This window comes from Colwellia sp. 20A7, from assembly GCF_009832865.1.
Lineage (GTDB): Bacteria > Pseudomonadota > Gammaproteobacteria > Enterobacterales > Alteromonadaceae > Colwellia.
Genome location: NZ_CP047130.1, coordinates 1,788,677 through 1,812,590, shown reverse-complemented (window position 1 = coordinate 1,812,590; position 23,914 = coordinate 1,788,677). Strand labels below are relative to the sequence as shown.

Annotated in this window: 18 protein-coding genes; 8 read left to right on the top strand and 10 right to left on the bottom strand. The window is 36.2% G+C overall.

All coding sequences use genetic code 11. From position 1 onward, the window contains the following. Nucleotides 1–287 precede the first annotated feature (287 nt). Complete coding sequence (locus GQS55_RS07805) at nt 288–1,322, top strand: Leu/Phe/Val dehydrogenase (protein ID WP_159819488.1); 1,035 nt, start codon at nt 288–290, stop codon at nt 1,320–1,322. 59 nt (nt 1,323–1,381) lie between these two features. Here GQS55_RS07805 and GQS55_RS07800 read toward each other — a convergent pair whose 3' ends face one another. Continuing rightward, the gene (locus tag GQS55_RS07800) at nt 1,382–3,070 is read right to left on the bottom strand and encodes a SufS family cysteine desulfurase (protein WP_159819486.1); all 1,689 of its coding nucleotides are present in this window, start codon (nt 3,068–3,070) and stop codon (nt 1,382–1,384) included. A 152-nt stretch (nt 3,071–3,222) separates the two neighbouring features. Between GQS55_RS07800 and GQS55_RS07795 the strand changes: the two genes are divergently transcribed. Next, on the top strand, nt 3,223–3,462 hold the full coding sequence (locus GQS55_RS07795; RefSeq protein ID WP_159819484.1) for a hypothetical protein: 240 nt from the start codon (nt 3,223–3,225) through the stop codon (nt 3,460–3,462). A 69-nt stretch (nt 3,463–3,531) separates the two neighbouring features. On the opposite strand, the gene GQS55_RS07790 is transcribed toward GQS55_RS07795, so the two are convergent. The 9 genes from GQS55_RS07790 to rimP form a co-directional block, all read right to left on the bottom strand. Beyond that, nucleotides 3,532–5,043, bottom strand: coding sequence for a hypothetical protein (locus GQS55_RS07790; RefSeq protein ID WP_159819482.1), 1,512 nt, complete (start codon nt 5,041–5,043; stop codon nt 3,532–3,534). Nucleotides 5,044–5,084: 41 nt separating this feature from the next. Continuing rightward, the gene (gene nlpI, locus GQS55_RS07785; protein WP_236559795.1) at nt 5,085–6,026 is read right to left on the bottom strand and encodes a lipoprotein NlpI; all 942 of its coding nucleotides are present in this window, start codon (nt 6,024–6,026) and stop codon (nt 5,085–5,087) included. 136 nt (nt 6,027–6,162) lie between these two features. Further along, nucleotides 6,163–8,277, bottom strand: coding sequence for a polyribonucleotide nucleotidyltransferase (pnp, locus tag GQS55_RS07780; protein ID WP_159819480.1), 2,115 nt, complete (start codon nt 8,275–8,277; stop codon nt 6,163–6,165). A 633-nt stretch (nt 8,278–8,910) separates the two neighbouring features. Beyond that, complete coding sequence (gene rpsO, locus GQS55_RS07775) at nt 8,911–9,180, bottom strand: 30S ribosomal protein S15 (protein WP_159819478.1); 270 nt, start codon at nt 9,178–9,180, stop codon at nt 8,911–8,913. Between the two features lie 228 nt (nt 9,181–9,408). Beyond that, a complete protein-coding gene (gene truB, locus GQS55_RS07770; RefSeq protein WP_159819476.1) occupies nt 9,409–10,356 on the bottom strand; it encodes a tRNA pseudouridine(55) synthase TruB in 948 nt (315 codons plus the stop codon). 3 nt (nt 10,357–10,359) lie between these two features. Continuing rightward, nucleotides 10,360–10,782 carry a 30S ribosome-binding factor RbfA gene (rbfA, locus tag GQS55_RS07765; RefSeq protein WP_159819474.1) on the bottom strand — a complete coding sequence of 141 codons (423 nt, stop codon included), beginning with the start codon at nt 10,780–10,782 and terminating at the stop codon, nt 10,360–10,362. A 179-nt stretch (nt 10,783–10,961) separates the two neighbouring features. Continuing rightward, nucleotides 10,962–13,640 (bottom strand): translation initiation factor IF-2, encoded by a 2,679-nt coding sequence (infB, locus tag GQS55_RS07760; protein WP_159819472.1) that lies wholly within the window; start codon nt 13,638–13,640, stop codon nt 10,962–10,964. 23 nt (nt 13,641–13,663) lie between these two features. After that, the gene (gene nusA, locus GQS55_RS07755) at nt 13,664–15,160 is read right to left on the bottom strand and encodes a transcription termination factor NusA (protein ID WP_159819470.1); all 1,497 of its coding nucleotides are present in this window, start codon (nt 15,158–15,160) and stop codon (nt 13,664–13,666) included. Between the two features lie 91 nt (nt 15,161–15,251). Continuing rightward, entirely contained in the window at nt 15,252–15,707 is a 456-nt protein-coding gene (gene rimP / locus GQS55_RS07750) for a ribosome maturation factor RimP (RefSeq protein WP_159819468.1), read from the bottom strand. Between the two features lie 524 nt (nt 15,708–16,231). Between rimP and GQS55_RS07745 the strand changes: the two genes are divergently transcribed. The 6 genes from GQS55_RS07745 to rsxD all read left to right on the top strand — a co-directional run bounded on the left by GQS55_RS07745 (nt 16,232) and on the right by rsxD (nt 23,914). After that, a complete protein-coding gene (locus GQS55_RS07745) occupies nt 16,232–18,145 on the top strand; it encodes an EAL domain-containing protein (protein WP_159819466.1) in 1,914 nt (637 codons plus the stop codon). Between the two features lie 165 nt (nt 18,146–18,310). Then, nucleotides 18,311–19,192, top strand: a complete 882-nt coding sequence (locus tag GQS55_RS07740; protein WP_159818812.1) for an IS982 family transposase — start codon at nt 18,311–18,313, stop codon at nt 19,190–19,192. A 197-nt stretch (nt 19,193–19,389) separates the two neighbouring features. Further along, nucleotides 19,390–19,971: an electron transport complex subunit RsxA gene (gene rsxA, locus GQS55_RS07735; protein WP_159819464.1), complete on the top strand. Its 582-nt coding sequence runs from the start codon at nt 19,390–19,392 to the stop codon at nt 19,969–19,971. A 15-nt stretch (nt 19,972–19,986) separates the two neighbouring features. Beyond that, nucleotides 19,987–20,541 carry an electron transport complex subunit RsxB gene (rsxB, locus tag GQS55_RS07730; RefSeq protein WP_159819462.1) on the top strand — a complete coding sequence of 185 codons (555 nt, stop codon included), beginning with the start codon at nt 19,987–19,989 and terminating at the stop codon, nt 20,539–20,541. An 8-nt stretch (nt 20,542–20,549) separates the two neighbouring features. Then, nucleotides 20,550–22,820 carry an electron transport complex subunit RsxC gene (rsxC, locus tag GQS55_RS07725; RefSeq protein ID WP_236559794.1) on the top strand — a complete coding sequence of 757 codons (2,271 nt, stop codon included), beginning with the start codon at nt 20,550–20,552 and terminating at the stop codon, nt 22,818–22,820. Between the two features lie 2 nt (nt 22,821–22,822). Further along, on the top strand, nt 22,823–23,914 hold the full coding sequence (gene rsxD, locus GQS55_RS07720) for an electron transport complex subunit RsxD (protein ID WP_159819460.1): 1,092 nt from the start codon (nt 22,823–22,825) through the stop codon (nt 23,912–23,914).

Here is a 23,914-nt window from a genome sequence, read left to right as displayed (position 1 = left end):
AATAAATGCCTTGTATTTGGCAATTTTTTCTACGTATAAAATTGTTCACTTAATTAATGAAACTGGTATAAATCAGAGTTACGCTGCTGTGTAATGCTTTAACGAGCGAGTAATAATTTTGTAGAACTGATGTCATACTCCACCTTGAATCTTCTGTACCAATAAATGAACACTTTGACCTAAGAATATGCCAGACAATAAACTTGCCTCTACTAGTGCCTATAATTATGAAGTGATAGAGTTCAAACAAGTAAATATTCTTTCATAAAATACAAGGAAATAGGTAAATGGCTTTTTTTGATCTTGCTGATTTTGATAACCATGAACAAGTCGTTTTTTGCAGCGATGATGAGTCAGGCCTTAAAGCCATAATTGCTATTCACAATACTAATCTTGGCCCTGCCATTGGTGGTTGTAGAATGTGGGATTACGCTAATGATGAAGAAGCGCTTGTTGACGCTTTACGTTTATCTAAAGGAATGACATACAAAAATGCAATGGCTGGTTTAAAAATGGGTGGTGGTAAATCCGTTATTATTGGAGATGCTAAATCACTTAAATCTGAGGCGCTTTTTAAAGCTTTTGGTGAAGCATTAAATAGATTAAATGGCCGTTACTTAAGTGCAGAAGATGTCAACATAACCACAAAAGATATCGCGATTACAAATACAGTGACTCCTTTTGTTACAGGTACCGAAGGAAAAAGTGGCAACCCTTCTCCTTTTACAGCCTTAGGTACGTTTTTAGGCATTAAAGCCTGTGTTAAACACAAGTTCAACCGTGATGATTTAAATGGGCTAAAAATTGCTGTACAGGGCTTAGGAAGCGTTGGTTATGGTTTATGTGAGTATTTACATAAAGCAGGAGCAAAACTTTTTGTAACTGACATAAATCAAGATGCACTAAATAAAGCAGCGACTGAACTTGATGCTACGGTAGTGAGCTTAACAGAAATATATGATCAAGACGTTGATGTATATGCACCATGTGCACTTGGTGCTAGCATCAATGATAATACTATCAAACGTATTAAAGCTAAAATAATAGCCGGTTGTGCTAATAATCAACTTGCAGAGCCACGCCATGATCAAGCATTAGTTGATAATGGTATTTTATATGCGCCTGACTATGTAATAAATGCCGGTGGCATAATCAATGTTTCCTTTGAGGAAAACTATAATATTGAAAGTGCCACTAAAAAAGTAGAAGAAATTTACTTCACTCTACTTGATGTTTTTAATAAAGCCGACGAACAAAACAAGCCGACAGGTTTGATTGCAGACGAAATGGCACGTGAAATAATCAAAAATGGTGGTAAATAGAAATATTTAAACCGCTATATTTCAGTAGTTGCTAACTAAAGTGCTAGTTGAGTCAGTAACTACTGAGTAAGTATTTTTATTTTATCCACAATGGCTAATACACCATTCCCCCGAGAAGGACTTAAATGCTGTATTAAACCTAAATGTTCAAAAAAACTGTCGATATCAAAAGCGTTTATTTCTAATGCTGATTTACCATTAAAAGCGGAAAGTACGATAACTAACAAACCTCTAATTATTTTAGCATCGCTGTCGGCTTGGAAACTAAAGGTACCTTGTGGGCTTTTATTAACAACAACCCAGGCTAAGCTTTCACAACCACTAATTAAACTATCTTCATTTCTCAAGCCTTTATCCATACGTTGCAGCGTCTTTCCTAACAACATAATTTCACGATGACGAGAATCCCAACTTTTTATTTTTGAAAATTTATTAATAATCTCATTACTTTCAGTGTCTTTATTGTGAATAGTTTTATGAGTAACTTCACCTAGTGAATTTTCTTTTTCCTGCTGAATAACTTTAATTAATGTATTAATAAAGTAGTCAATTTCATCAAAGGAATTATAAGCTGCCATTGATACCCTTAAGCAGCCCGATATATTTAAGTATTCCATTAAAGGCATTGCACAGTGATGTCCACTACGAATAGCTATACCATAACTATCAAGACTTGTAGCGATGTCATGGTTATGATGACCTTCAATAGTAAAAGCAATAACGGGGATGTCTGGGGCACCTTCAACAATGAACTTAACAGTAGGTACTCGACTTAATGCTTGAAAGCAATATTGAGCTAATTGCTGTTCATATTTAGTAAGTTCATCATGATCAAATTGATTAATAAAATGAACGGCCTCGGCATAAGCCACAACGCCTGCAATATTTGGCGTACCGGCTTCAAATTTAAAAGGTAGAGAATTAAAAGTAGTCGGTTTATTTAGGCTCACATTTTTTATCATTTCACCACCCGACTGATAAGGTGGCATCGCGTCTAACAAAGCCTCCTTACCATAAAGTACGCCAACACCCGTAGGCCCATACATTTTATGCGCAGAAAAGACATAAAAATCACAATCAAGTTTTTGTACGTCAACAGGGAAATGAGCAATTGCTTGTGCTCCATCTATAACAGTAACAGCACCGGCAGCTTTTGCTTTTTTGATAATATCAACTATGGGGTTTATTTTACCGAGAACATTAGAAACATGTGCACAACACACAATTTTCGTTTGTTTAGTTAATAATGTATCAAACTCGTTAAGATCTACCCTGCCAGCAGCATCAAGCGATAAAACCTTTATTGAAGCACCTATTTGTTCAGCAATTATTTGCCAAGGTACAATATTTGCGTGATGTTCACTCACCGCTAAAATAATTTCATCACCTGAACTAAGAACTTTTTTGCCTAAACTCGACGCAAGTAAATTAATACTTTCAGTTGTACCTTTCGTCCAAATAATTTCTTTATTACTTTTTGCATGAATAAAGGTTTTAACCGTTTCTCTGGCTTGTTCAAACGCTTTCGTTGCCTTAGCACTTAAGTTATGTGAGGCACGATGGACATTAGCATTTATATTTTGATAAAAAGCAGGCAGGCATTCAATAACTGCATTAGGTTTCTGCGTTGTTGCGCCATTATCAAAGTAGATAATAGAAAGCAGGGATTCGTCCCCGGAATTTATATACCTATTTTTATAAATAAGAGGAAAGTGTTGGCGAAACTGCTCTGGCTCAAAGTTTTTCATTGCTAGGTTTCTGCCTCTAAACGCAATCAGATAATAATTTTGTCATGATTATACCTTATCTTATCGGCGACAAAAGCTAATTTTCACAGGCTATTTATGCATTAGTAATATATAATGCCCGCAAATTAATAGGGATAACACAGGAGCAATCTATGACGATATATTCGTGGTTTTTGAGAATGAAGAAAAAACCGGTAAAAAAAAATCTGAATGAAGAATTGTTCAATACAGCTTCATCCGCTAGCAACATAAAAAATTATACTATGTGGCCTACAGCAACAATAAAAAATAATCTAGAAGTGATGACTCCTAAGACTAGTGATAATAATTGTACACCGAAAAAGTCCACAGTAAAATTGCCAACAGAAGCGACATTAACGCCACTGAAGTAATAAAGCTAAGTAAGCATTTGGCCTATCTTAAAACTTCCCGCCCCTTATTTTTGAACTCTTTCAACAGCATTACTCCCAATCTTTAGCTTGTTTCATCCAATAATGAGCTCGTTCAGTAAACTCATTATTTGTCCCGGCTTGATGCAAATATGCCAGAGCAATATTATAACGAAAACTAGGCATTCTAAATTCCGTTATATTTTCGTGTAGTAATTTTTTATAAACTTGTGGAAAGGTCAATGCAAAATATTGTAATTTTGTTCGCTGAGAAACGCCCTTAAATGCGCTAAAATTATTTTTAGAACTGTTCAGTGATTTATCACAGCTTTTAGCATAAAACACCCCTACTTCATGAGCAAATTCTTCAGGGGTTCCTAGCTGCCAAATCTTTTCGCCTGTATTTTCTGAAACTGCCTGTAAAATAGGTGTACTATCTTTAATATACTTCGCCCATGCCAACTGCCTTAATACGTCAACACGAACCGCTTTTCGATTGCCTTGATAACGATTACTTAATACCGAAATATTTTGTGAAAACACCTCTTTTTGTACTTGTTGGCATATATTATGTTCAGGTGTTAAAGCGTACTCGTCAACAAATCCCAATAAATGACTTATTTCATGCGCGAAGACATCAACACTATCTTGTGCATCAAAATACAACATGCCCAAATGGACGTTAGCACCACCTTCTGGCAACATAACACCTGCATAGCGTGTATTAATTGTTTTGGCGCGAAACTCCCAGCGCATTTCATTACAAGTAATAGCCCTGTGAGGATCATTATTACAATCAAGTTCATTTATTGGTATGTACCTAACTGGCGTAAAACACACATTATTACTTAGCGTTTGCTTTTTAAAATCGCCAATGATTCGTTCGAGGTGCTTTAAATGTTTTAAGTTTGTTGCAAAGAGTTGGATACTGTTATTACAACTAAGCGGCAACAAATTGATTTCGCTAGGAGCTACAACGTTAAACAGAACGTGATATCGATGAATATCAGCCAACAGTAACTGCCCTACTTCAGAGTTTTTCAACAAATCTGAATACTGAAAAATTAATTTATTAACGGTTGCGACTTCGCCCAAGTTAATCGCTATATTGATTTTCAATGCAATGGCACTTACCGTTAAATCGGCGAGCGCTTCAATGGGTATTGCGGTAATTATTTGTGTTGCCGTTGTTAACTTATCGTGTTGAAAATAATATTGCGCTAGTGCTATTGCGGCTTTGGGATACTGAAGTCTAATTGCATTTTCGTACCAAAATATTGCTTTTTTAGGTTTAGGCTCTGTTTTGGTTTGATAATAAACGGCAAGCTGATAAGCAGCTTCACCTTGGGTTTTAGCTACCTCTTTTCCATAATTAAGCCATTGTTCACTATGTAGTAATGAATTTTTCCAAACAAAGTTCAGTGCAGCAAAATTATCAACTTCAATAGCAAAACTTAATTGTGATGCTGTATGCTCATTTTTAGTAATTACCTTTGTTAAATAATCATTTAAAAAAAATGAGCTTGTCGATAAGCCAAATAACAGCATTATTAACAAACCCATCATGATTTTTTTAATTATCATTTATCAAGTCAATCTATTTAATTACTAACATTCAACTAATTTTAAAATTCATCTTCTTGTTCTTGTTCTGTCGCTTTTGCAGAGCGCATCAAATCTAATTCAAGCTTGGCATATCTGTGTTCAACAAACTCATAAACATTTGTACTTAATGATAACTTAAAAAAGTTAGCTGCAGCGCCATCAAAACCCATAATTTGATTATATTTTCCTAGGTAGAAATAAGCTTCACATAACCTATCAGTTAACGCTTTATTTGATTGAATATTTCTTGTTAAGCCACTCACGAACTGTTCTTGGCTGATATCACCTAAATATAGATGAATTACTTGCTTAGCCCATGTTCGATCATCTACTAAGGTTGATCTCTCCCTTAACATTTCTTTTGCTGACATAGAATCTACATCATGCTCAGCTAAATATAACCATAACAATCGGTAGGGATCATCATTTTGTTGAAAGTGAAAATCAGTAAAGTCTTGTGCAGCGAGCTTAGGTCGACCACCATAATAAAGCGCAATACCACGATTTAAATGTGCATACTCATGTTCAGGTGCAAGCTCTAACACAGAATCAAACTGTTCATAGGCTTGAGAAAAATCTTTTAATTGCGTGAAATGTATTCCTAAAAAGTTATAAGCATCAATCAAGTTAGGTTTTAGTTGTAAAGCCTGAGAAAAATCTAAGCGGGCTAAAGAGCGTAAACCAACACTATCAAACAATACACCACGGTCATAATGAATCTGTGCTTTTTGCTCATCAGTGATTTTTACACGATTAAGCACTTCTGATAAACGTGCAATGGCAATTTCACTTTTAAAATTAATAGCTAAAGGCTCAGCAATGACTAATTGATTCATTGCTGATGAACCCAACCTATCTGAAGATTTATTTAATGATGTACATCCTTGCGTGAGTAATGTCATCAAAATAACAGTAACCAATAGGAATGATTTGAATTTTAATTCGGTAAAAGATAAATTCACTAATTTGCCTTAGAAATAGAAATTTAATTATCGCGTAATTATGATTGTACTTGATTTAGTAACAAAAAAGGAGCCAAAAGGCTCCTTTTTAATAGACTAAATTGTAAGTGAAATAGTCTATGCTAAATAAATAGAATTACTCAGCAGCAGGTGTTTCTTCTGCTGGTTTTTCCATTGCTTCTTTAATACTTAAACGTACACGGCCTTGACGATCAACTTCTAGTACTTTAACTTTCACTTCTTGACCTTCAGATAACACATCGCTTACGTTGCTAACGCGCTCTTCTGAAATTTGTGAAATATGTACTAAACCATCTTTGCCCGGTAATACATTAACAAATGCACCAAAATCAACGATTCGTACAACTTTACCTGTGTATAGTGTACCTACTTCAATTTCAGCCGTTAATGCTTTAATACGGTTGATTGCATCTTCTGCTTGCTCACCAGAAGTAGCGGCAATTTTAACAGTACCGTCGTCATCAATTTCGATTGTAGTACCTGTTTCTTCAGTAAGTTGACGAATAGTTGCGCCACCTTTACCAATGATGTCACGAATCTTATCTTGGCTAACTTTAATAGTATGAATACGTGGTGCAAACTCAGAAATCTCGTTTCTGTGTCCTGCAATCGCTTCATCCATTACAGCTAAAATATGAGTACGTGCTGCTTTCGCTTGATTTAATGCAATTTGCATAATTTCTTGCGTGATACCTTCAATTTTGATATCCATTTGTAAAGCAGTAATACCGCCAGTAGTACCAGCAACCTTAAAGTCCATATCACCTAAGTGATCTTCATCACCTAAAATATCAGAAAGAACAACGAATTTTTCGCCTTCTTTAACTAGACCCATTGCAATACCAGCAACAGAAGCTTTAATTGGAACACCAGCATCCATAAGAGCAAGTGAAGTACCACAAACAGAAGCCATTGAAGATGAACCGTTAGATTCAGTAATTTCAGAAACAACACGTACAGCATACGGGAATTCTTCAATCGTTGGCATTACAGCTAACATGCCACGTTTTGCTAAACGACCATGACCAATTTCACGACGCTTAGGTGAACCAACAAAACCAGTTTCACCAACACAGTATGGAGGGAAGTTGTAATGAAGCATAAATGCATCAGTTTTCTCACCTAAAATACTATCAATACGTTGTGCATCACGTTGCGTACCTAAAGTAGCAGTAACTAAGGCTTGAGTTTCGCCACGTGTAAATACAGCAGAGCCATGAGTACGTGGTAATACGCCAGTCATTACATCTAAAGCACGAATAGACTCAGGATCACGACCATCAATACGAGGGTTGCCATCTGTAATACGGCCACGTACTACTGTTTTTTCTAAATCATGAAATAAATCTTTAGCTTCTTGAACGTCAAGTTCAGCGTCTTGCGCTAATAATTGCTCAACAACACTATTGCGAATTTCTGCAATTTTTTCATAACGAACTGCTTTTTCTGTTATTTGGTATGCTTCATCTACTTGTGCAGCACTTAACTCAGCAATTTTAGCAACTAAGTCAGCATTTTTAACTGGAGCAACCCAATTCCATGAAGGAGTGTTAACTTCTGCTTTAAATTCTTTAATAGCAGAAACCGCTACTTGCATTTGCTCATGACCAAAAACAACAGCACCAAGCATTACTTCTTCTGACAATACGTCAGCTTCAGATTCAACCATTAATACTGCAGAGTCAGTACCTGAAACAACTAAGTCTAATTGACTTGTAGGTAATTCAGACTGTAATGGGTTAAGAATGTATTGACCATCAGTATAACCAACACGTGCTGCGCCAACAGGGCCACTAAATGGAACGCCTGCTATCGCTAAAGCAGCAGAAGTACCAATTAATGAAATAATATCAGGGGCAATTTCAGGGTTAACTGAAACAACAGTGATGATTACTTGTACTTCGTTAGTGAAACCTTCTGGGAATAATGGACGAATAGGACGGTCAATTAAACGTGCGATTAATGTTTCTTCTTCTGAAGGACGGCCTTCACGTTTAAAGAAACTACCAGGGATTTTACCTGCAGCATAAGTACGCTCTTGGTAATTAACTGTTAGAGGGAAAAAGTCTTGCCCTGGTTTAGCTTCTTTTTTTGCAACAACAGACACAAGAACACAAGTATCGTCCATGCTTGCCATAACAGCAGCAGATGCTTGACGAGCGATATTACCTGTTTCTAGCGTTACGGTATGTTTACCGAATTGGAATTTTTTAGTTACTGGATTAAACATTTACTATGTTTCCTTAATTTTTTAACATTATGTATTATAAAATAAACTAACATAACGTATTGATTATCTTAATCAATCTGTACAATTATTTATTCACTTAGGCGCTAAATTGCAGTCAAGTTGAACAAAAAATTATACAGTTTGATTGATTATTATCTTGATAGTCACTAGTTAAACTTACATCTAACCAAAACAGCGAATAAATCAAGCAGGCATATTATACTGACCTGAGCACTATTTGCTAGTAAGAATAGCCGGTTAATCTTATTTGATTCTGAAAAAGATATTTTCTTAGTGAAAAGCAATGAAGTTTATTGAGTGTTTACTCTTAAATTACAGACTTAATAAAAATCATACCCGTTTCATTAATTAAGTGAACAATTTTATACGTAGAAAAATTGTTCACTTACAAGGCATTTATTTCAATAACTAGTTGTTCTAATTATTAAATAAATAACGATGTAGTTGGTGATTTTAGCAAGTAGGAATGATCACATAGTTAGTGGGATTGGTATCAGTTCAATATGGGAAATATCAGTCTTAAGCTAGGATATAGATCGTATTTATTCAAATTTCAGACACAAAAAAGGAGCTAATAAGCTCCTTTTGAAATAATCAGTATAAAACTAACTATTAACGACGTAGACCTAATTTACCAATTAAAGCAGTGTAACGATCAACGTTTTTGCCTTTTAAGTAATCAAGTAATTTACGACGTTGTGCAACCATACGTAATAAACCACGACGTGAATGGTGATCATGGATGTGCTCTTTGAAGTGACCTTGTAAATGGTTGATTTGTGTAGTTAACAAAGCAACTTGTACTTCTGGTGAACCTGTATCACCTTCTTGTTGAGCATATTCAGCAACGATAGCTGCTTTTTGTGTAGCATTTAAAGACATAATAAATCCTTAGTGTTGAACTCGTTATTACCTATAAGAAAACCCTATAGATAAAGAGTCAAAATACTACCTAAGCCAAACACTAATTCAGCCGAGGTAACAAAAGAGCGCGTATTCTAGCAGTCAATCAATAAATTGCAAGAAGTAAAGTGTGCTAATTAGTGATTACTCTAAAGAAATAGCGGTATTCATTATAATTAGCATTGTTTTGGCTAGAATAAATATTTGTTAAATAACAACTATACGTTTTGGCGCTAACAAACCATCATCATCAATAAAGCCTACACCAATAAATTCTGCATCAGCATCATTTTCATCATCACCAATATAAACTTGCACCGTGCCATCACTTGGCGCATTAAAAGCTTGAACTGGATTGCCGTGGCGTAAAAAATTTGCCGACATATCATCTACATAAACACAATGCATACCATCTACAGCACTGTTCATTGGTAATAACAATGGGTCAAGCACCTCTGAAGGTGTTATTTCATCAGCTATAGCTTGTTCAAGTAATGCTTCAAGTTCAGGTAACGTAACCATGTTCTCTATTGGGTAATTACCTACAGCGGAACGTCTAAGGTGTGCAACATGTGCTCCACAACCTAATAACTCCCCTAAATCATCAACAATCGTTCTAATATAAGTTCCTTTTGATACATGAATATTTAATTCAACTTCATCATGTTCAAAACGTAATAACTCAAGGTTAAAAACGGTAATATCACGTGCTTCTCTTGGAACTTCAATACCTTCTCTTGCATATTTATACAAAGGTTGGCCTTGATGTTTAAGTGCAGAATACATTGAAGGCACTTGCTTAGTTGTACCACGAAAAGTATCTAACGCTTCATTGAGTTGTTCAGCAGAAACATTAACAGCTTTTTCGCTAACAATTTCACCGCCAGCATCACTAGTTGTAGTACGAATGCCTAACTTAGCCGTTACTTGATAAGTTTTATCAGTATCTAATAAAAATTGAGAAAACTTAGTTCCTTCACCTAAACATATTGGTAACATACCCGTTGCAAGAGGATCTAATGCTCCGGTGTGACCAGCTTTTTGAGCAAAGTAAATTCGTTTAACCGCCTGTAAAGCATGATTAGACGACATTTCATAAGGTTTATCTAATAGTAAAACGCCATTAATAGGACGTCCTTTTCTACGCTTTGCCATGCTTTAGTCACTCTTTTCACTATCGTCTAGGTTTTCATCAACCTGGCTATCATCAGCTACATTATCATGGCTATCGCTAGCAACAGCTTGATCAACCAAAGCACTCATACGAACACCTTCGCTCATTGAGCTATCATAAACAAAGCGTAAATGTGGCATAATACGCGCACGTAAACGTTTACCTAATAATGAACGAATATAGCCTTCAGCTTCAGCCAACACTTCAAGTGATGCTTTAATATCTTCTGCATTATCATTAAAAAAAGTAACAAATACTTTTGCATACGCTAAATCGCGTGTGACTTCGACCGCTGATACTGTAGTCATACTCAAACGTGGATCTTTAATTTCACGCATTAAAATAACTGCAATTTCTTTTTGGATTTGCTGACCAACACGGTCAGTACGGGCATATTCTCTAGCCATAACATTTCTCTTTTAACTAAAACAAAAAAGGGACATCAGCCCCTTTTTATTATTGTTGTGAAGCATTTAACTATTAGCTCAAAACAAGTAGATTCAAATATAAAGAAGAAGCACTATACTGAGATTACTCAATAAGTACTTCCGCCATATTAGTTGCGCCTACAAGTAAAGAGATATAATTATAATGTTCTCTTAACTTCTACAGTTTCAAATACTTCTATTTGATCGCCTACGCGTACATCGTTGTAGTTCTTAACACCGATACCACATTCAGTACCGTTACGAACTTCTTGAACATCGTCTTTAAAGCGACGTAATGATTCAAGTTCACCTTCGTAAATAACGACGTTTTCACGTAATACACGAATTGGCGCACTACGTTTAATTGTACCTTCAGTAACCATACAACCAGCGATAGCACCAATTTTAGGAGACTTAAATACATCACGTACTTGAGCAAGACCAATGATTTCTTGTCTAAACTCAGGAGCAAGCATACCACTCATGGCTTGCTTAACTTCATCAATCAATGAGTAAATAACACTGTAGTAACGTAAATCAATATTTTCTGATTCGATTACTTTACGAGCAGAAGCATCCGCACGAACGTTGAAACCAACAACAATTGCATTTGAAGCAGCAGCTAACGTTGCATCTGTTTCAGTAATAGCACCAACACCTGAACCAATGATTTTAACTTTTACTTCATCAGTTGATAACTTAATTAATGATTCACTGATTGCTTCAAGTGAACCTTGAACATCAGATTTGATTACAACATTAACTTCAGATATTTCGCCTTCAGCCATACTTGCAAACATATTTTCAAGTTTAGCTTTTTGCTGACGAGCTAATTTAACATCACGGAATTTACCTTGACGATATAAAGCTACTTCTCTTGCTTTTTTCTCATCTTTAACAACCGTCGCTTCATCACCTGATTGTGGAACGCCACTTAAACCAAGTATTTCTACTGGTATTGAAGGGCCTGCTGATTCAATAGGTTTACCATTTTCATCACGCATAGCACGAACACGTCCGTACTCTAAACCACAAAGGACGATATCACCTTGCTTCAACGTACCTTCTTGAACTAATACGGTAGCTACTGGACCACGACCTTTATCAAGTTTAGATTCAACTACAACACCATTAGCCATTTTATCAACAACAGCAGTAAGTTCTAATACTTCTGATTGTAATAATATAGCATCAAGAAGTTCATCAATACCTAAACCTGTTTTAGCAGATACATGACAGAATTGAACGTCTCCGCCCCACTCTTCAGAAAGTACATCATGTTGTGATAATTCACTTTTAACACGATCAGGATCAGCACCTTCTTTATCCATTTTGTTAACGGCAATAATAATTGGCGCTTCAGATGCTTTAGCATGCTGAATTGCTTCAATTGTTTGCGGCATAACACCATCATCTGCGGCAACAACAATAATAACGATATCAGTCGCTTTAGCACCACGAGAACGCATTGCAGTAAAGGCAGCATGACCAGGAGTATCTAAGAAAGTGATCATACCATGACCCGTTTCTACGTGATAAGCACCAATATGCTGAGTAATACCGCCCGCTTCGCCGTCAGCTACTTTCGCTTCACGAATGTGATCAAGTAGTGATGTTTTACCATGATCAACATGACCCATGATAGTTACTACTGGCGCACGAGTGATTTCAACACCAGTATGAGCGCGATCGGCTAATACTGCTTCTTCTAAAGCATTCTCTTTAACAAGAACAACATCAAAGCCCATTTCTTCAGCAACTAACGCCGCTGTTTCTTGGTCAATTACTTGGTTTATTGTCGCCATTGCCCCCATTTTAAACATGGCTTTAACAACTTCAGCACCTTTCTTCGCCATTTTGTTAGCTAATTCAGCAACTGAAATAGTTTCACCAATGCGTATATCTTGCACTTTAGTTTCAACTGGTTTAGTAAAACCATGCTTCAAACTTTGTGGTGCAGATAATGTTGCTTTACGGCCTTTACCTGTACGAGCGCCACGAGCGTTTCTATCAGGAGCAGCTTTTTTCTTCTTACGACGACGACCAGCGCCTTCGTCAGCAGCATCAACTTTATCTTCAGCTTCTTGAGCGTAAACAGAAGAAGTTACGTGAACAACCTCTTTTTCTTTGGCTTTACGTTCTTCTTCTTGCTCTTTCCAGCGTGCTTCATTTTCTTCTGCTAATTTTCTAGCAGCTTCAGCAGCTTCTTTCGCTTCAGCTTCAATTTTAGCTGCAGCTTCTTTTTCTTGAATCAAACGAAGCTGTTTAGCTTCTTCTGTTTCTTCAACTTTAGCAACAGGAGCTTTTTCAGGGTTTTTAGCCTTTTCAGCTGCTACTTGTTTAGCTTTCTCAGCTGCTTCAACTTTCGCTGCTGCTTTACGCTCAACTTCAGCTTCAGCTTTTGCTAACGCTACAGCACGAGCATTTTCAGCTTCTTTCGCTGCTAATTCAGCTTTTGCTTGAGCATCAGCTTCCGCTTTTGCTGCTACTTCAGCTTCTTCTTTTGCTGCAGCTTCTGCTATTTCCTGCTCTTCTATTTCGCTACGTTTAACATAGGTACGCTTTTTACGTACTTCTACATTAACTGATTTAGCTTTGCTTCCGTGTCCCATAGTCAATGTAGACTTAGTTTTACGGTTTAGCGTTAATTTATTCGGTTTTGCTTCTGACTCATCACCATGTTGCTTTTTTAAGTAACCTAATAATGACTCTTTTTCATCTTGCGAAATCACATCAGTTTCCGATTTCGATACGCCAGAATCAGCCAACTGGCTTACTAGACGCTCCACCGGTGTACCAATTTCTTTGGCAAGTTCTGCTACAGTTATATCTGCCATTTACACTATTCTCCCGGTGTTATTTATTCTTCGTTAAACCAACAAATGTTACGTGCAGCCATTATTAGCTCACCCGCTTTGGTTTCAGTTAATTCTTCTATATCGCTAATTTCATCAATACCTTGTTCAGCCAAGTCTTCGAGTGTACAAATACCTCTACTTGCTAATACAAAAGCTAAATGACGTTCTAAGCCGTCCAACGCTAGTAAATCAGCTGCTGGCTCTGCGCCTTCTAACGTTTCTTCACTTGCTAGGGCTTGAGTTGTTAGGGCTTCTTTAGCACGCTCACGAAGCTCTTCAATAATTTCTTCTGTTAAGCCATCTATCTCTAACATTTCTGCTACAGGTACATAGGCTATTTCTTCTAGAGAAGTAAAACCTTCATCAGACAATAATGTGGCAAAATCTTCATCTAGATCTAATTTTTCAATAAATAAATTGAGTACTTTATCGTTTTCTGCTTGATGCTTCTCTTTCATGTCAGCAACAGTCATTACATTTAGTTCCCAGCCAGTTAATTGGCTTGCTAAACGAATGTTTTGACCACTACGACCAATAGCCATGGCTAGATTGCTTTCTTCAACAGCAATATCCATTGTACCTTTGTCTTCATCAACAATAATTGAAGCAACTTCAGCTGGTGACATAGCGTTAATAACATATTGAGCAACGTTGTCATCGTACAAGACGATATCAACACGCTCTCCGCCTAGCTCACCTGACACCGCTTGTACACGTGAACCACGCATACCAACACAAGCACCAACAGGGTCAATACGCTTGTCATTACTTTTTACAGCAATTTTAGCGCGTGAACCAGGATCGCGAGCTGCGCCTTTAATCTCAAGCATTTCTTCGCCAATCTCTGGTACTTCAACACGGAAAAGCTCAATTAGCATTTCTGGTTTAGTACGGCTAACAAATAATTGAGCGCCACGTGCTTCTGGTTTTATTTCATATAATAAACCACGAACTCTATCACCTGGACGGAAGCTTTCACGTGGTAACATATCATCACGATAAATTATCGCTTCTGCATTGTTACCTAAATCTAATATAACGCTTTCACGGCTAGATTTTTTAACAACACCTGTTACTAGTTCACCAACTTGTTCTTGGTAAGCTTCAACAATTAAAGCACGTTCTGCTTCGCGAATTTTTTGAACGATAACTTGCTTAGCTGTTTGTGTAGTAACACGATCAAATTTTACTGACTCAATTTGATCTTCTACATAATCACCAACATTTAATTCTGCATTCTCATATTGAGCAGCTGCTAAACTAATTTCTGCATAAGGGTTTTCCATAGGTTCACCGTTGTCTGCAACGATTAGCCAGCGACGGAATGTATCAAATTCACCCGAGATACGATCAATACATACACGTACGATAATATCACCCTCATATTTTTTTTTGGTCGCTGTTTCTAAAGCAGTTTCCATTGCCTCAAAAATACTCTCTCTAGGTAATGCTTTTTCATTTGATACCGCATCAACAACCAGTAATATCTCTTTACTCATGCTCTTTTAGCCCTAATTTTTTGAGTAACTATTCATTCAAAATAGAATAACTACTTTTATTAAACTTAAAATTCTTTATTTAATTTGGTTCTTATAAACGTGCGACAAGATTAGCTTTATCAACATTTTTGAAAACAAGTTCATAATCACTACCATCGACATCAACTATCAATGTGTCGTCTTCTATCGCAACTAAAGTTCCTTTGAACTTTCGACGGCCATTTAATGGCATAGATAATTTAATGTTTACTGTTTCACCAATCACTGATTTAAAATGCGCCATGTCAAACAATGGTTTATCAATGCCTGGTGATGAAACTTCTAAATTGTACTCACTACTTATTGGATCTTCGACATCTAAAATAGCGCCTACCTGACGACTAACTTCTGCGCAATCATCAACATCGATGCCATTTTCATGATCAATAAACAAACGTAAAACTGAATTATTACCTGCACTGATAAATTCAACGCCCAGTAATTCTTTACCTGTTTCTTCCACTGCGGGACGAAGCATCTCAGTTAGTTTTTGTTCAAATTTAGCCAATATTTTTCTCCTGTTTTATTTAAGTACTACTTAAATAAAATTTAAGGTACAAAAAAAGGGCATATAGCCCAGCATGTTTTTGCTGTGTATTTTTGTTTTTAATACTAACGCTAACTAATAAAACTTAAGCACTAAAAACAAAAAAACCCCATAAAAGGGGCCTATATCACTGACCCCATGTTCTTATTTTAAACTAACAAGTATAAAAAAGAACATCAGTAACAAGAATAGGAACCATCGCCTGTATTAACAGTAGATAACTCTTCAGTGACATCTTGTTACCTGTTAATTTTACTTTAACGCTAAAATTAACAGGTGAGATTATATAAGGGAGAGAGGCTAAGCGCAAGCCTGATTAACAATTATAGTTAAAAATGGGGGCAAATTAGCAGAAAAAATTAACATACGTATAACAATAAGTTAGTATAAATAAAATAATAGCGCTACAAAGCCATTTATAATATTTAATATTAGCTAAGCAGGTTTTTTATTTGCTGCTATTTTCTGGAGTAATTTAACTTAATATGTATACTTTTTCACAATTGTTATTAAGAAACATTAGCTTAGCGATATTTTTCATCATATCCATCAGTACTGTTTCAACCATTATGTTGTCTTCTTTACTTGAAAGTAAAGCCGATAAGCATACTCAAATCATTACTGCGTTAACTCAACAAATTGAGTTAACTAATAATGAACAGCAAACGGCCAACAACCTGTTAAACCAACTCAAAGAAATATCAAATTATAATAGTTTAACTATTTATAATTTAACCGGTAACAAGTTATCAGACTTTAAGAACACAAACACAAGCCTCATCATCCCATTTGTTACCCCTGAAATAAAACAGGTCACGTTTGATGATTTTCCACTAAAAATCAATTATCAACTTAACTTTCAAGGCGAATTAACGTTAGTACTCGTGATAATTGTTATTTCAACAATTGTATCCTTACTGTTAGTTGTTTTTGCCGTTGCAATGAGTACAAAACGACATAAAGCAATGTTTGATATTATTAGTCAACAAATAAAAAATGATTTTGCTTTAATAAACAACACTACTGTAGATAATAAAAAAGAAACTATTCCAGATAGTAAACTGTTAGAAATCCCTGAGTTACAACAAGGGATTGCTGATATAAAATTATTGATGGCTCAACAATTAGAAAGTGTTACTCATTTAGAACAAGCCGCTTATGTTGATCATTTAACAAAACTTGATAATCGTAGCCGTTTTGTCCAGTTTTATGATAATCAAATAAGACAAGATAGCCCTGTTAAATTTGGTGTTTTATCTATAACACGTTGCTCCGAGTTGCAAACAATTAACCAAATACATGGATATAAAGAAGGTGATAGTTATATTGCACAAGTGGCAAACCTTCTTAAAAGAGCACTTTCACCTTATCCTGACGGAAGGTTATTTAGATTAAATAGCTCTGATTTTGCTTGTATATTACCTAATATAAAATTAAAAGAAGCTGAAATTTTCACCACTGAATTAACCGCCTTATTTAATGCTTACCAACTTTCTTCTGAATTAGAATCTGTTGCTTATACGGGGTTAGTTTCATTTGATAAATCTAAGCCTTTAGGTGAACTACTTGCCTTAGTAGATACTAGCGTTAGCATAGCACAAACCCAAGCACCAAATTCTTGGTACTCACAAACTGACACTGATATATTACAAAAAAATAGTGCTAACTATGGCAATCAAAATTGGCGACAAGAAATAGACAGTGTTATAGAAAATCGACGTGTAACCCTTTTAGTACAACCAATTCAACCAAGCGGACGTAATAGTAAGGTTTATGGAGAAGTTTTAGCCCGATTCCTGAATTCAAATGAAGATATGCTACCTACCTCTTCTTTTTTAGCGATGGCAGAGAAGCTCGATAAAATAACAGCAATTGATAAACTTATTATTGAAACGACTATCGATGTAATTAACCAGAAAAACATGCATGACCATAGCTTTGGTATAAACCTTAATGCACGCAGTATAAGTGATGAACACTTTATCGTTTGGTTAGAGCGTAAGTTATTACGTGAAAGCAAAGTTGCACGAATATTAGTCTTTGAAATAACAGAATACGGATTACAACAAAATATTAAAACAAGTAAACGCTTAATTGATATGTTACATCGAGTTGGGTCTAAAGTAACCGTTGAACGTTTTGGTGTTGGTTTAACGTCATTTAAATTCTTTAGGGATTTAACACCTGATTACATTAAAATGGATAGCTCTTATACTCGTGATATTGATGATGATAAAAACAACCAATATTTCTTACGTTTAATGGTCGATTTAGCACATAGATTAAGTATTAATGTATTAGCTGAAAGTGTTGAAAGCCAAGAAGAAAAACATACTTTAGAAAAGTTACTTATTGATGGATGCCAAGGTTTTTACATAGGAAAACCTAAAACACTGTAATAACTGAACAACGCAATTTGATTATCAACTAGCATTAACTGTAACCCACATTTAATGCTAGTTAACCTCAATTCTGGATAAGAAGATAAAAAATTGAACTAAATACCCACCTAGCGATCAGATCTTTCGACCAAGAAACGATTTGAAAGCAAATAAGGTGGGCAGATGGATAATTTAGTGGAAATATTTTGTGATGTCGATGATTTTTGTCATCAATTTTCACCTAAATGGGAAGCACAATTGCTATCAGACGGTACTCGCAAGCGTAGACGTAGTTCGAAAATGTCTACCAGCGAGCGAATGAGCATTATGATTGCATTTCATCAGTCAAATCATAGAGATTTCAAAAACTTCTATATTGGTTTAGTCCAACGATACTGGACTGATGATTTCCCAGAGCTGCTCAGCTACACTCGTTTCATCAATACAATGTCAGATCTTATTGTACCAATGTGTGCTTACTTTCAAACGGTGAAAGGTGAGCCAACAGGAATTGCATTTGTAGATTCTACAAGCCTAAAGGTATGTCACAATATCCGTATTCCACGTAACCGTGTATTTGCAGATACGGCTAAGCGAGGAAAAGGAACAATGGGCTGGTTTTTCGGCTTTAAGCTTCATCTATTGATTAATCATAAAGGTGAAATCCTTGCTTTGAATATTACGCCGGGCAATACAAATGACCGAACTCCAATACCTGACTTATGTAAAAATCTTACTGGTAAGCTATATGCAGATAAGGGATACATTGGAAAAAACTTGAGCCAGACATTAAAGGAATCAGATATTGACTTAGTGACGACCGTGCGAAAAAATATGAAAGCTAAAGTAATATCAGCCTTTGATCGGGCAATGCTATCAAAGAGATACATAATAGAGACAGTGAATGATCAACTTAAAAACATATCTCAAATAGAGCACAGCCGCCATCGTAGTGAAACAGGTTTTATGCTTAATGTAATTTCAGGAATAGTTGCTTATTGTTTAAAAAGACAAAAGCCGTGTATTAAGTTATCGGATAGGGAACAGTCCATTATGAGTGCTTAAAATGCCGCACCTTATCCAGATCTCAGGTTAGTTAATTATTTTAGGTCATTTTTCACATCATATATTTACTTAAAACGAAAATATAAAGCAATATTGTAAATATCTATATCCCCATTGAGACTAGTGTTGTTATATACCTTAAAACAAAGGATAATGTAAATTATATGATAAAACTAACATCCTGATCTAAAAAGCAAATGACTGATTATATTCTGCTACTTATTGGCACAGTACTAGTGAATAACTTTGTATTAGTGCAATTCCTTGGTTTATGCCCTTTTATGGGGGTATCATCTCGTACCGAGACTGCCATAGGTATGTCATTCGCTACTACCTTTGTAATGACGTTAGCGTCTCTTTTAAGTTATTTGGTTACTACCTATATTTTAGCGCCACTAAATCTTGAATACCTTACGACTATGAGTTTTATTCTAGTCATTGCTGTTGTTGTGCAATTTACTGAAATAGTAGTACATAAAACCAGTAGCAGTCTCTATCGATTACTTGGTATTTTTTTACCACTTATTACCACAAACTGTGCCGTATTAGGTGTTGCTTTATTAAACCTAAGATTAGAACATAACTTTTTTGAATCAATTATATATGGCTTCGGTGCTGCAGCAGGTTTCTCTTTAGTTTTAGTTATGTTTTCGGCTATGAGAGAAAAATTAGTCAATGCTGATGTTCCAACACCTTTCAAAGGCGCAGCAATTGCCATGATCACTGCCGGTTTAATGTCTTTAGCTTTCATGGGCTTCTCTGGCCTAATAAAGATGTAAGGTAATAACATATTAATGAACATTCTAATCGCTATACTCGTTTTAGGACTTATCGCCGCAATTTTTGGGGCTATTTTAGGTTACGCTTCTGTGCGCTTTCATGTTGAAGGCGACCCTATCGTTGAACAACTTGATGCACTACTGCCACAAACGCAATGTGGTCAATGTGGTTACCCTGGTTGTAAACCTTATGCTGAAGCTGTTGCCAATGGAGAAGCCATAAATAAATGCGCTCCGGGTGGTGAAGATACCATAAAGAAAATTGCCGACTTACTTGGTGTTGATGTTGAACCGTTAGATGAAAACCATGAAGCGGACAAAGGCCCAACGGTTGCTTTTATTATCGAGGAAGACTGTATTGGCTGTACCAAGTGTATTCAAGCTTGTCCTGTTGATGCCATTCTAGGTGCCGCTAAACAAATGCACACCATACTTATTGATGAGTGTACAGGTTGTGACTTGTGTGTCGCTCCTTGTCCTGTTGATTGTATTGAAATGCGCCCTATTCCTGAAACCATTCAAAACTGGCAATGGGATTTAAATAAAATTGCTGTAAAACAAATAGATTAGAAAATATTATGAACACTATAATCGAGCGTATTAATCAGCATCATTTTTGGAACTTTCACGGTGGTATTCATCCACCTGAACAGAAAACACTGACGTCAAATAAACCGATTAAGCAGTTGTCTTTACCAAAACAGTTAATATTGCCTTTACAGCAGCATATAGGTAGCCCTGGAGATTTATTAGTCAACGTTGGCGATAAAGTTTTAAAAGGTCAACCACTAACAAAAAGCACTAACCCGATGACGGTTCCTATACATGCCCCAACCAGTGGTATTATTAGTGATATAAAAAAATCAGTTATAGCGCATCCATCAGCATTAAGTGAACTATGTGTTTTTATTGATGTTGATTTTGAAGATACTTGGCAACCACGAAATATATGCCAAGACTTCACCAAACTGAGCTCGGAACAAATAGTTAGTAAAATCGCAGATGCCGGTATTGCAGGTATGGGTGGTGCTGGATTCCCGACTCATATAAAAGTTAACACAAAACCTAATATAGACTTTCTAATAATTAATGCAGCAGAATGTGAGCCTTATATCACTGCTGATGATTTATTAATGTGTGAGCAAAGTGAAGCAATTATAGATGGTATAAAAATACTGGATCAATTACTTAACCCTACACTTATATTAATTGGTATTGAAGATAATAAACCTAAAGCGATAAAAGCATTAGAACATGCAACTAAAAATATTGATAAAATTAGAATTTGTGTAGTCCCCACTAAATACCCTGCGGGTGGCGAAAAACAACTTATAAAAATATTAACCGGGAAAGAAATTAAGAGCGGTGCCCTACCTATTCATTCAGGTATTATTGTTCAAAATGTCGCAACTTGTTTTGCCATTAGTGATGCAGTGATTAATGATATACCGCTAATTAGACGAGTTGTAACGGTTACCGGTCAAGCACTAAGTAACCCCCAAAATGTTTGGGCATTACTTGGAACACCCGTTAGCCATTTACTAGAACAAACAGGTTTTACGTCCGAAAGTCCAAACGCTACTCCTCCAGTGATCATGGGCGGCCCATTAATGGGGTTTACTATTTTAAATGAATTAGTACCCATTGTTAAAACGAGTAATTGTATTCTAGCGCCAAGCAAAAAAGAAATGCCGAGCGCCTTTGATAATAATTCAAATGAAGTTGAATGTATTCGCTGTGGTCAATGTGCAGAAGTTTGTCCAAGTCAATTATTGCCACAAGAGATGCAATGGAGCGCTAAGGCTAAAGATCATCCACAACTACTCAAATTAAATTTATTTGATTGCATTGATTGTGGAGCATGTGCTTATGTTTGTCCTAGCCAAATTCCATTAGTGCAGTATTATCGCGTTGCCAAAGCAGAAATACGCCAACAGCAACAACTCGATATAAAAGCAGAAAAAGCGAAAGTAAGATTTGAAGCCCGAAAGCTCCGCTTAGAGAAAGAAAAAGCTGAACGTGAAGAAAAACATAAAAAAGCGGCTGCAGCTCGTAAAGCGACTATGGATAAAAAAACCGCTGATGGTGGAACGGCAAGCTCAGCGGTTGCTGCAGCACTTGCTCGGGTAAAAGCCAAAAAACAAGCAATCGAAAATAATAATGATGCGCCTGTTGCCGATACTGAAGAACAGAATGATAAGTCACAAGTGCAAGCAGCCATTGCCAGAGCAAAAGCCAAAAAGCTGATGCAAAAGAAGAATGAACAAGAACAAACTTTACCTAGCTCAGATAATAGCAAGGTAGAGCAAGCAACAAGCCCAGCTGATGACAAAAAAGCTAGAATAGCAGCAGCTATTGCAAAAGCTAAAGCAAAAAAGAATAATGAACAAGAACATTCTTTACCTAGTTCAGATGATAATCAGGTAGAACAAGTAATAAACCAAACTGATGACAAAAAAGCTAGAATTGCAGCTGCCGTTGCAAAAGCTAAAGCGAAAAAGAATAGCGAAAAAGAGCATTCTTTACCTAGCTCCGATAATAATCAGGCAGAACAAGCAATAAGCCAAGCTGATGACAAAAAAACTAGAATTGCAGCTGCCGTTGCAAAAGCTAAAGCGAAAAAGAATAGCGAAAAAGAGCATTCTTTACCTAGCTCCGATGATAATCAGGCAGAACAAGCAACAAGCCAAGCTGATGATAAAAAAGCTAGAATTGCGGCTGCCGTTGCAAAAGCTAAAGCTAAAGCTAAGGTAAACGCTAAAAAAGCCCAAGAACAAAAAGATCTCTTACAAGTAAGTAATAGTGACAACACATCACCTTTAAAATCTAGCAATGAAGAATTAGAATAATTATGGCATTTTGGATAGCAAGTTCGCCCCATAATCACAATCAAACCGAAACCTCGGCTTTAATGCGTTTAGTAATTTATGCTTTATTTCCTGGAATATTCGCTCAATGGTATTTTTTTGGTTGGGGTAATGTGATTCATATAACATTAGCGATAACCACAGTATTACTCTGTGAGTTTATTGCTTTGTCGTTAAGAAGTAATACAAAACATATACGCAAACAACTTTTTGATGGTAGTGCCATACTAACGGCAATACTACTTGGTATTTGCCTACCAGCTGTGGCTCCATGGTGGATTTCAGTTATTGGCGCTGCATTTGCTATTTTAGTGGTAAAACAGCTTTATGGTGGTTTAGGACATAACCCATTTAATCCTGCTATGGCAGCCTACGTTATGTTACTTATTTCTTTTCCTGTTCAAATGACATCATGGCAACCGCCATTATCTCTGATGAGTATAGATTTAGGTTTTACCAACACGTTAACAACAATATTTACAGGTTTTACTAATGAAGGATACTCGGTCGAGCAACTTCGTACTAACATTGACGGTTTCACAATGGCCACGCCGTTAGACACTTTAAAAACGAGTATTAATTTAGGCTATACCGCATTAGAAACCATACAGAATAGCTTGTACTCTAATGATATGGACTTAAGTTTAGGTTTTGCTTTTGGCTGGGAATGGGTAAATATTGCATTTTTAATTGGCGGTTTAATATTAATAGCTAAAAAAGGAATTGCTTGGCAAACGCCTGTTAGTTTTTTATTAAGTCTATTCGTTTGTTCTTTTATTGCTTATAGCTTAAGCCCTGACACGAATGCTTCTACCCTTTTCCACTGGGTAACTGGTGGTTGTATGTTAGGTGCCTTTTTTATATTAACAGACCCGGTTACTGGTGCTACAAGTGTAAAAGGTCGATTAATTATGGGTGCTTTTGCAGGGTTATTAGTGTATTTAATTAGAACCTTTGGTGGCTATCCTGATGGTATTGCCTTTGCTGTATTACTTTGTAATATGACAGCTCCTTTAATAGATCAGTATACTCGTCCGCGTACCTACGGCCATGATATTGATAGTGACAAAGGTTAA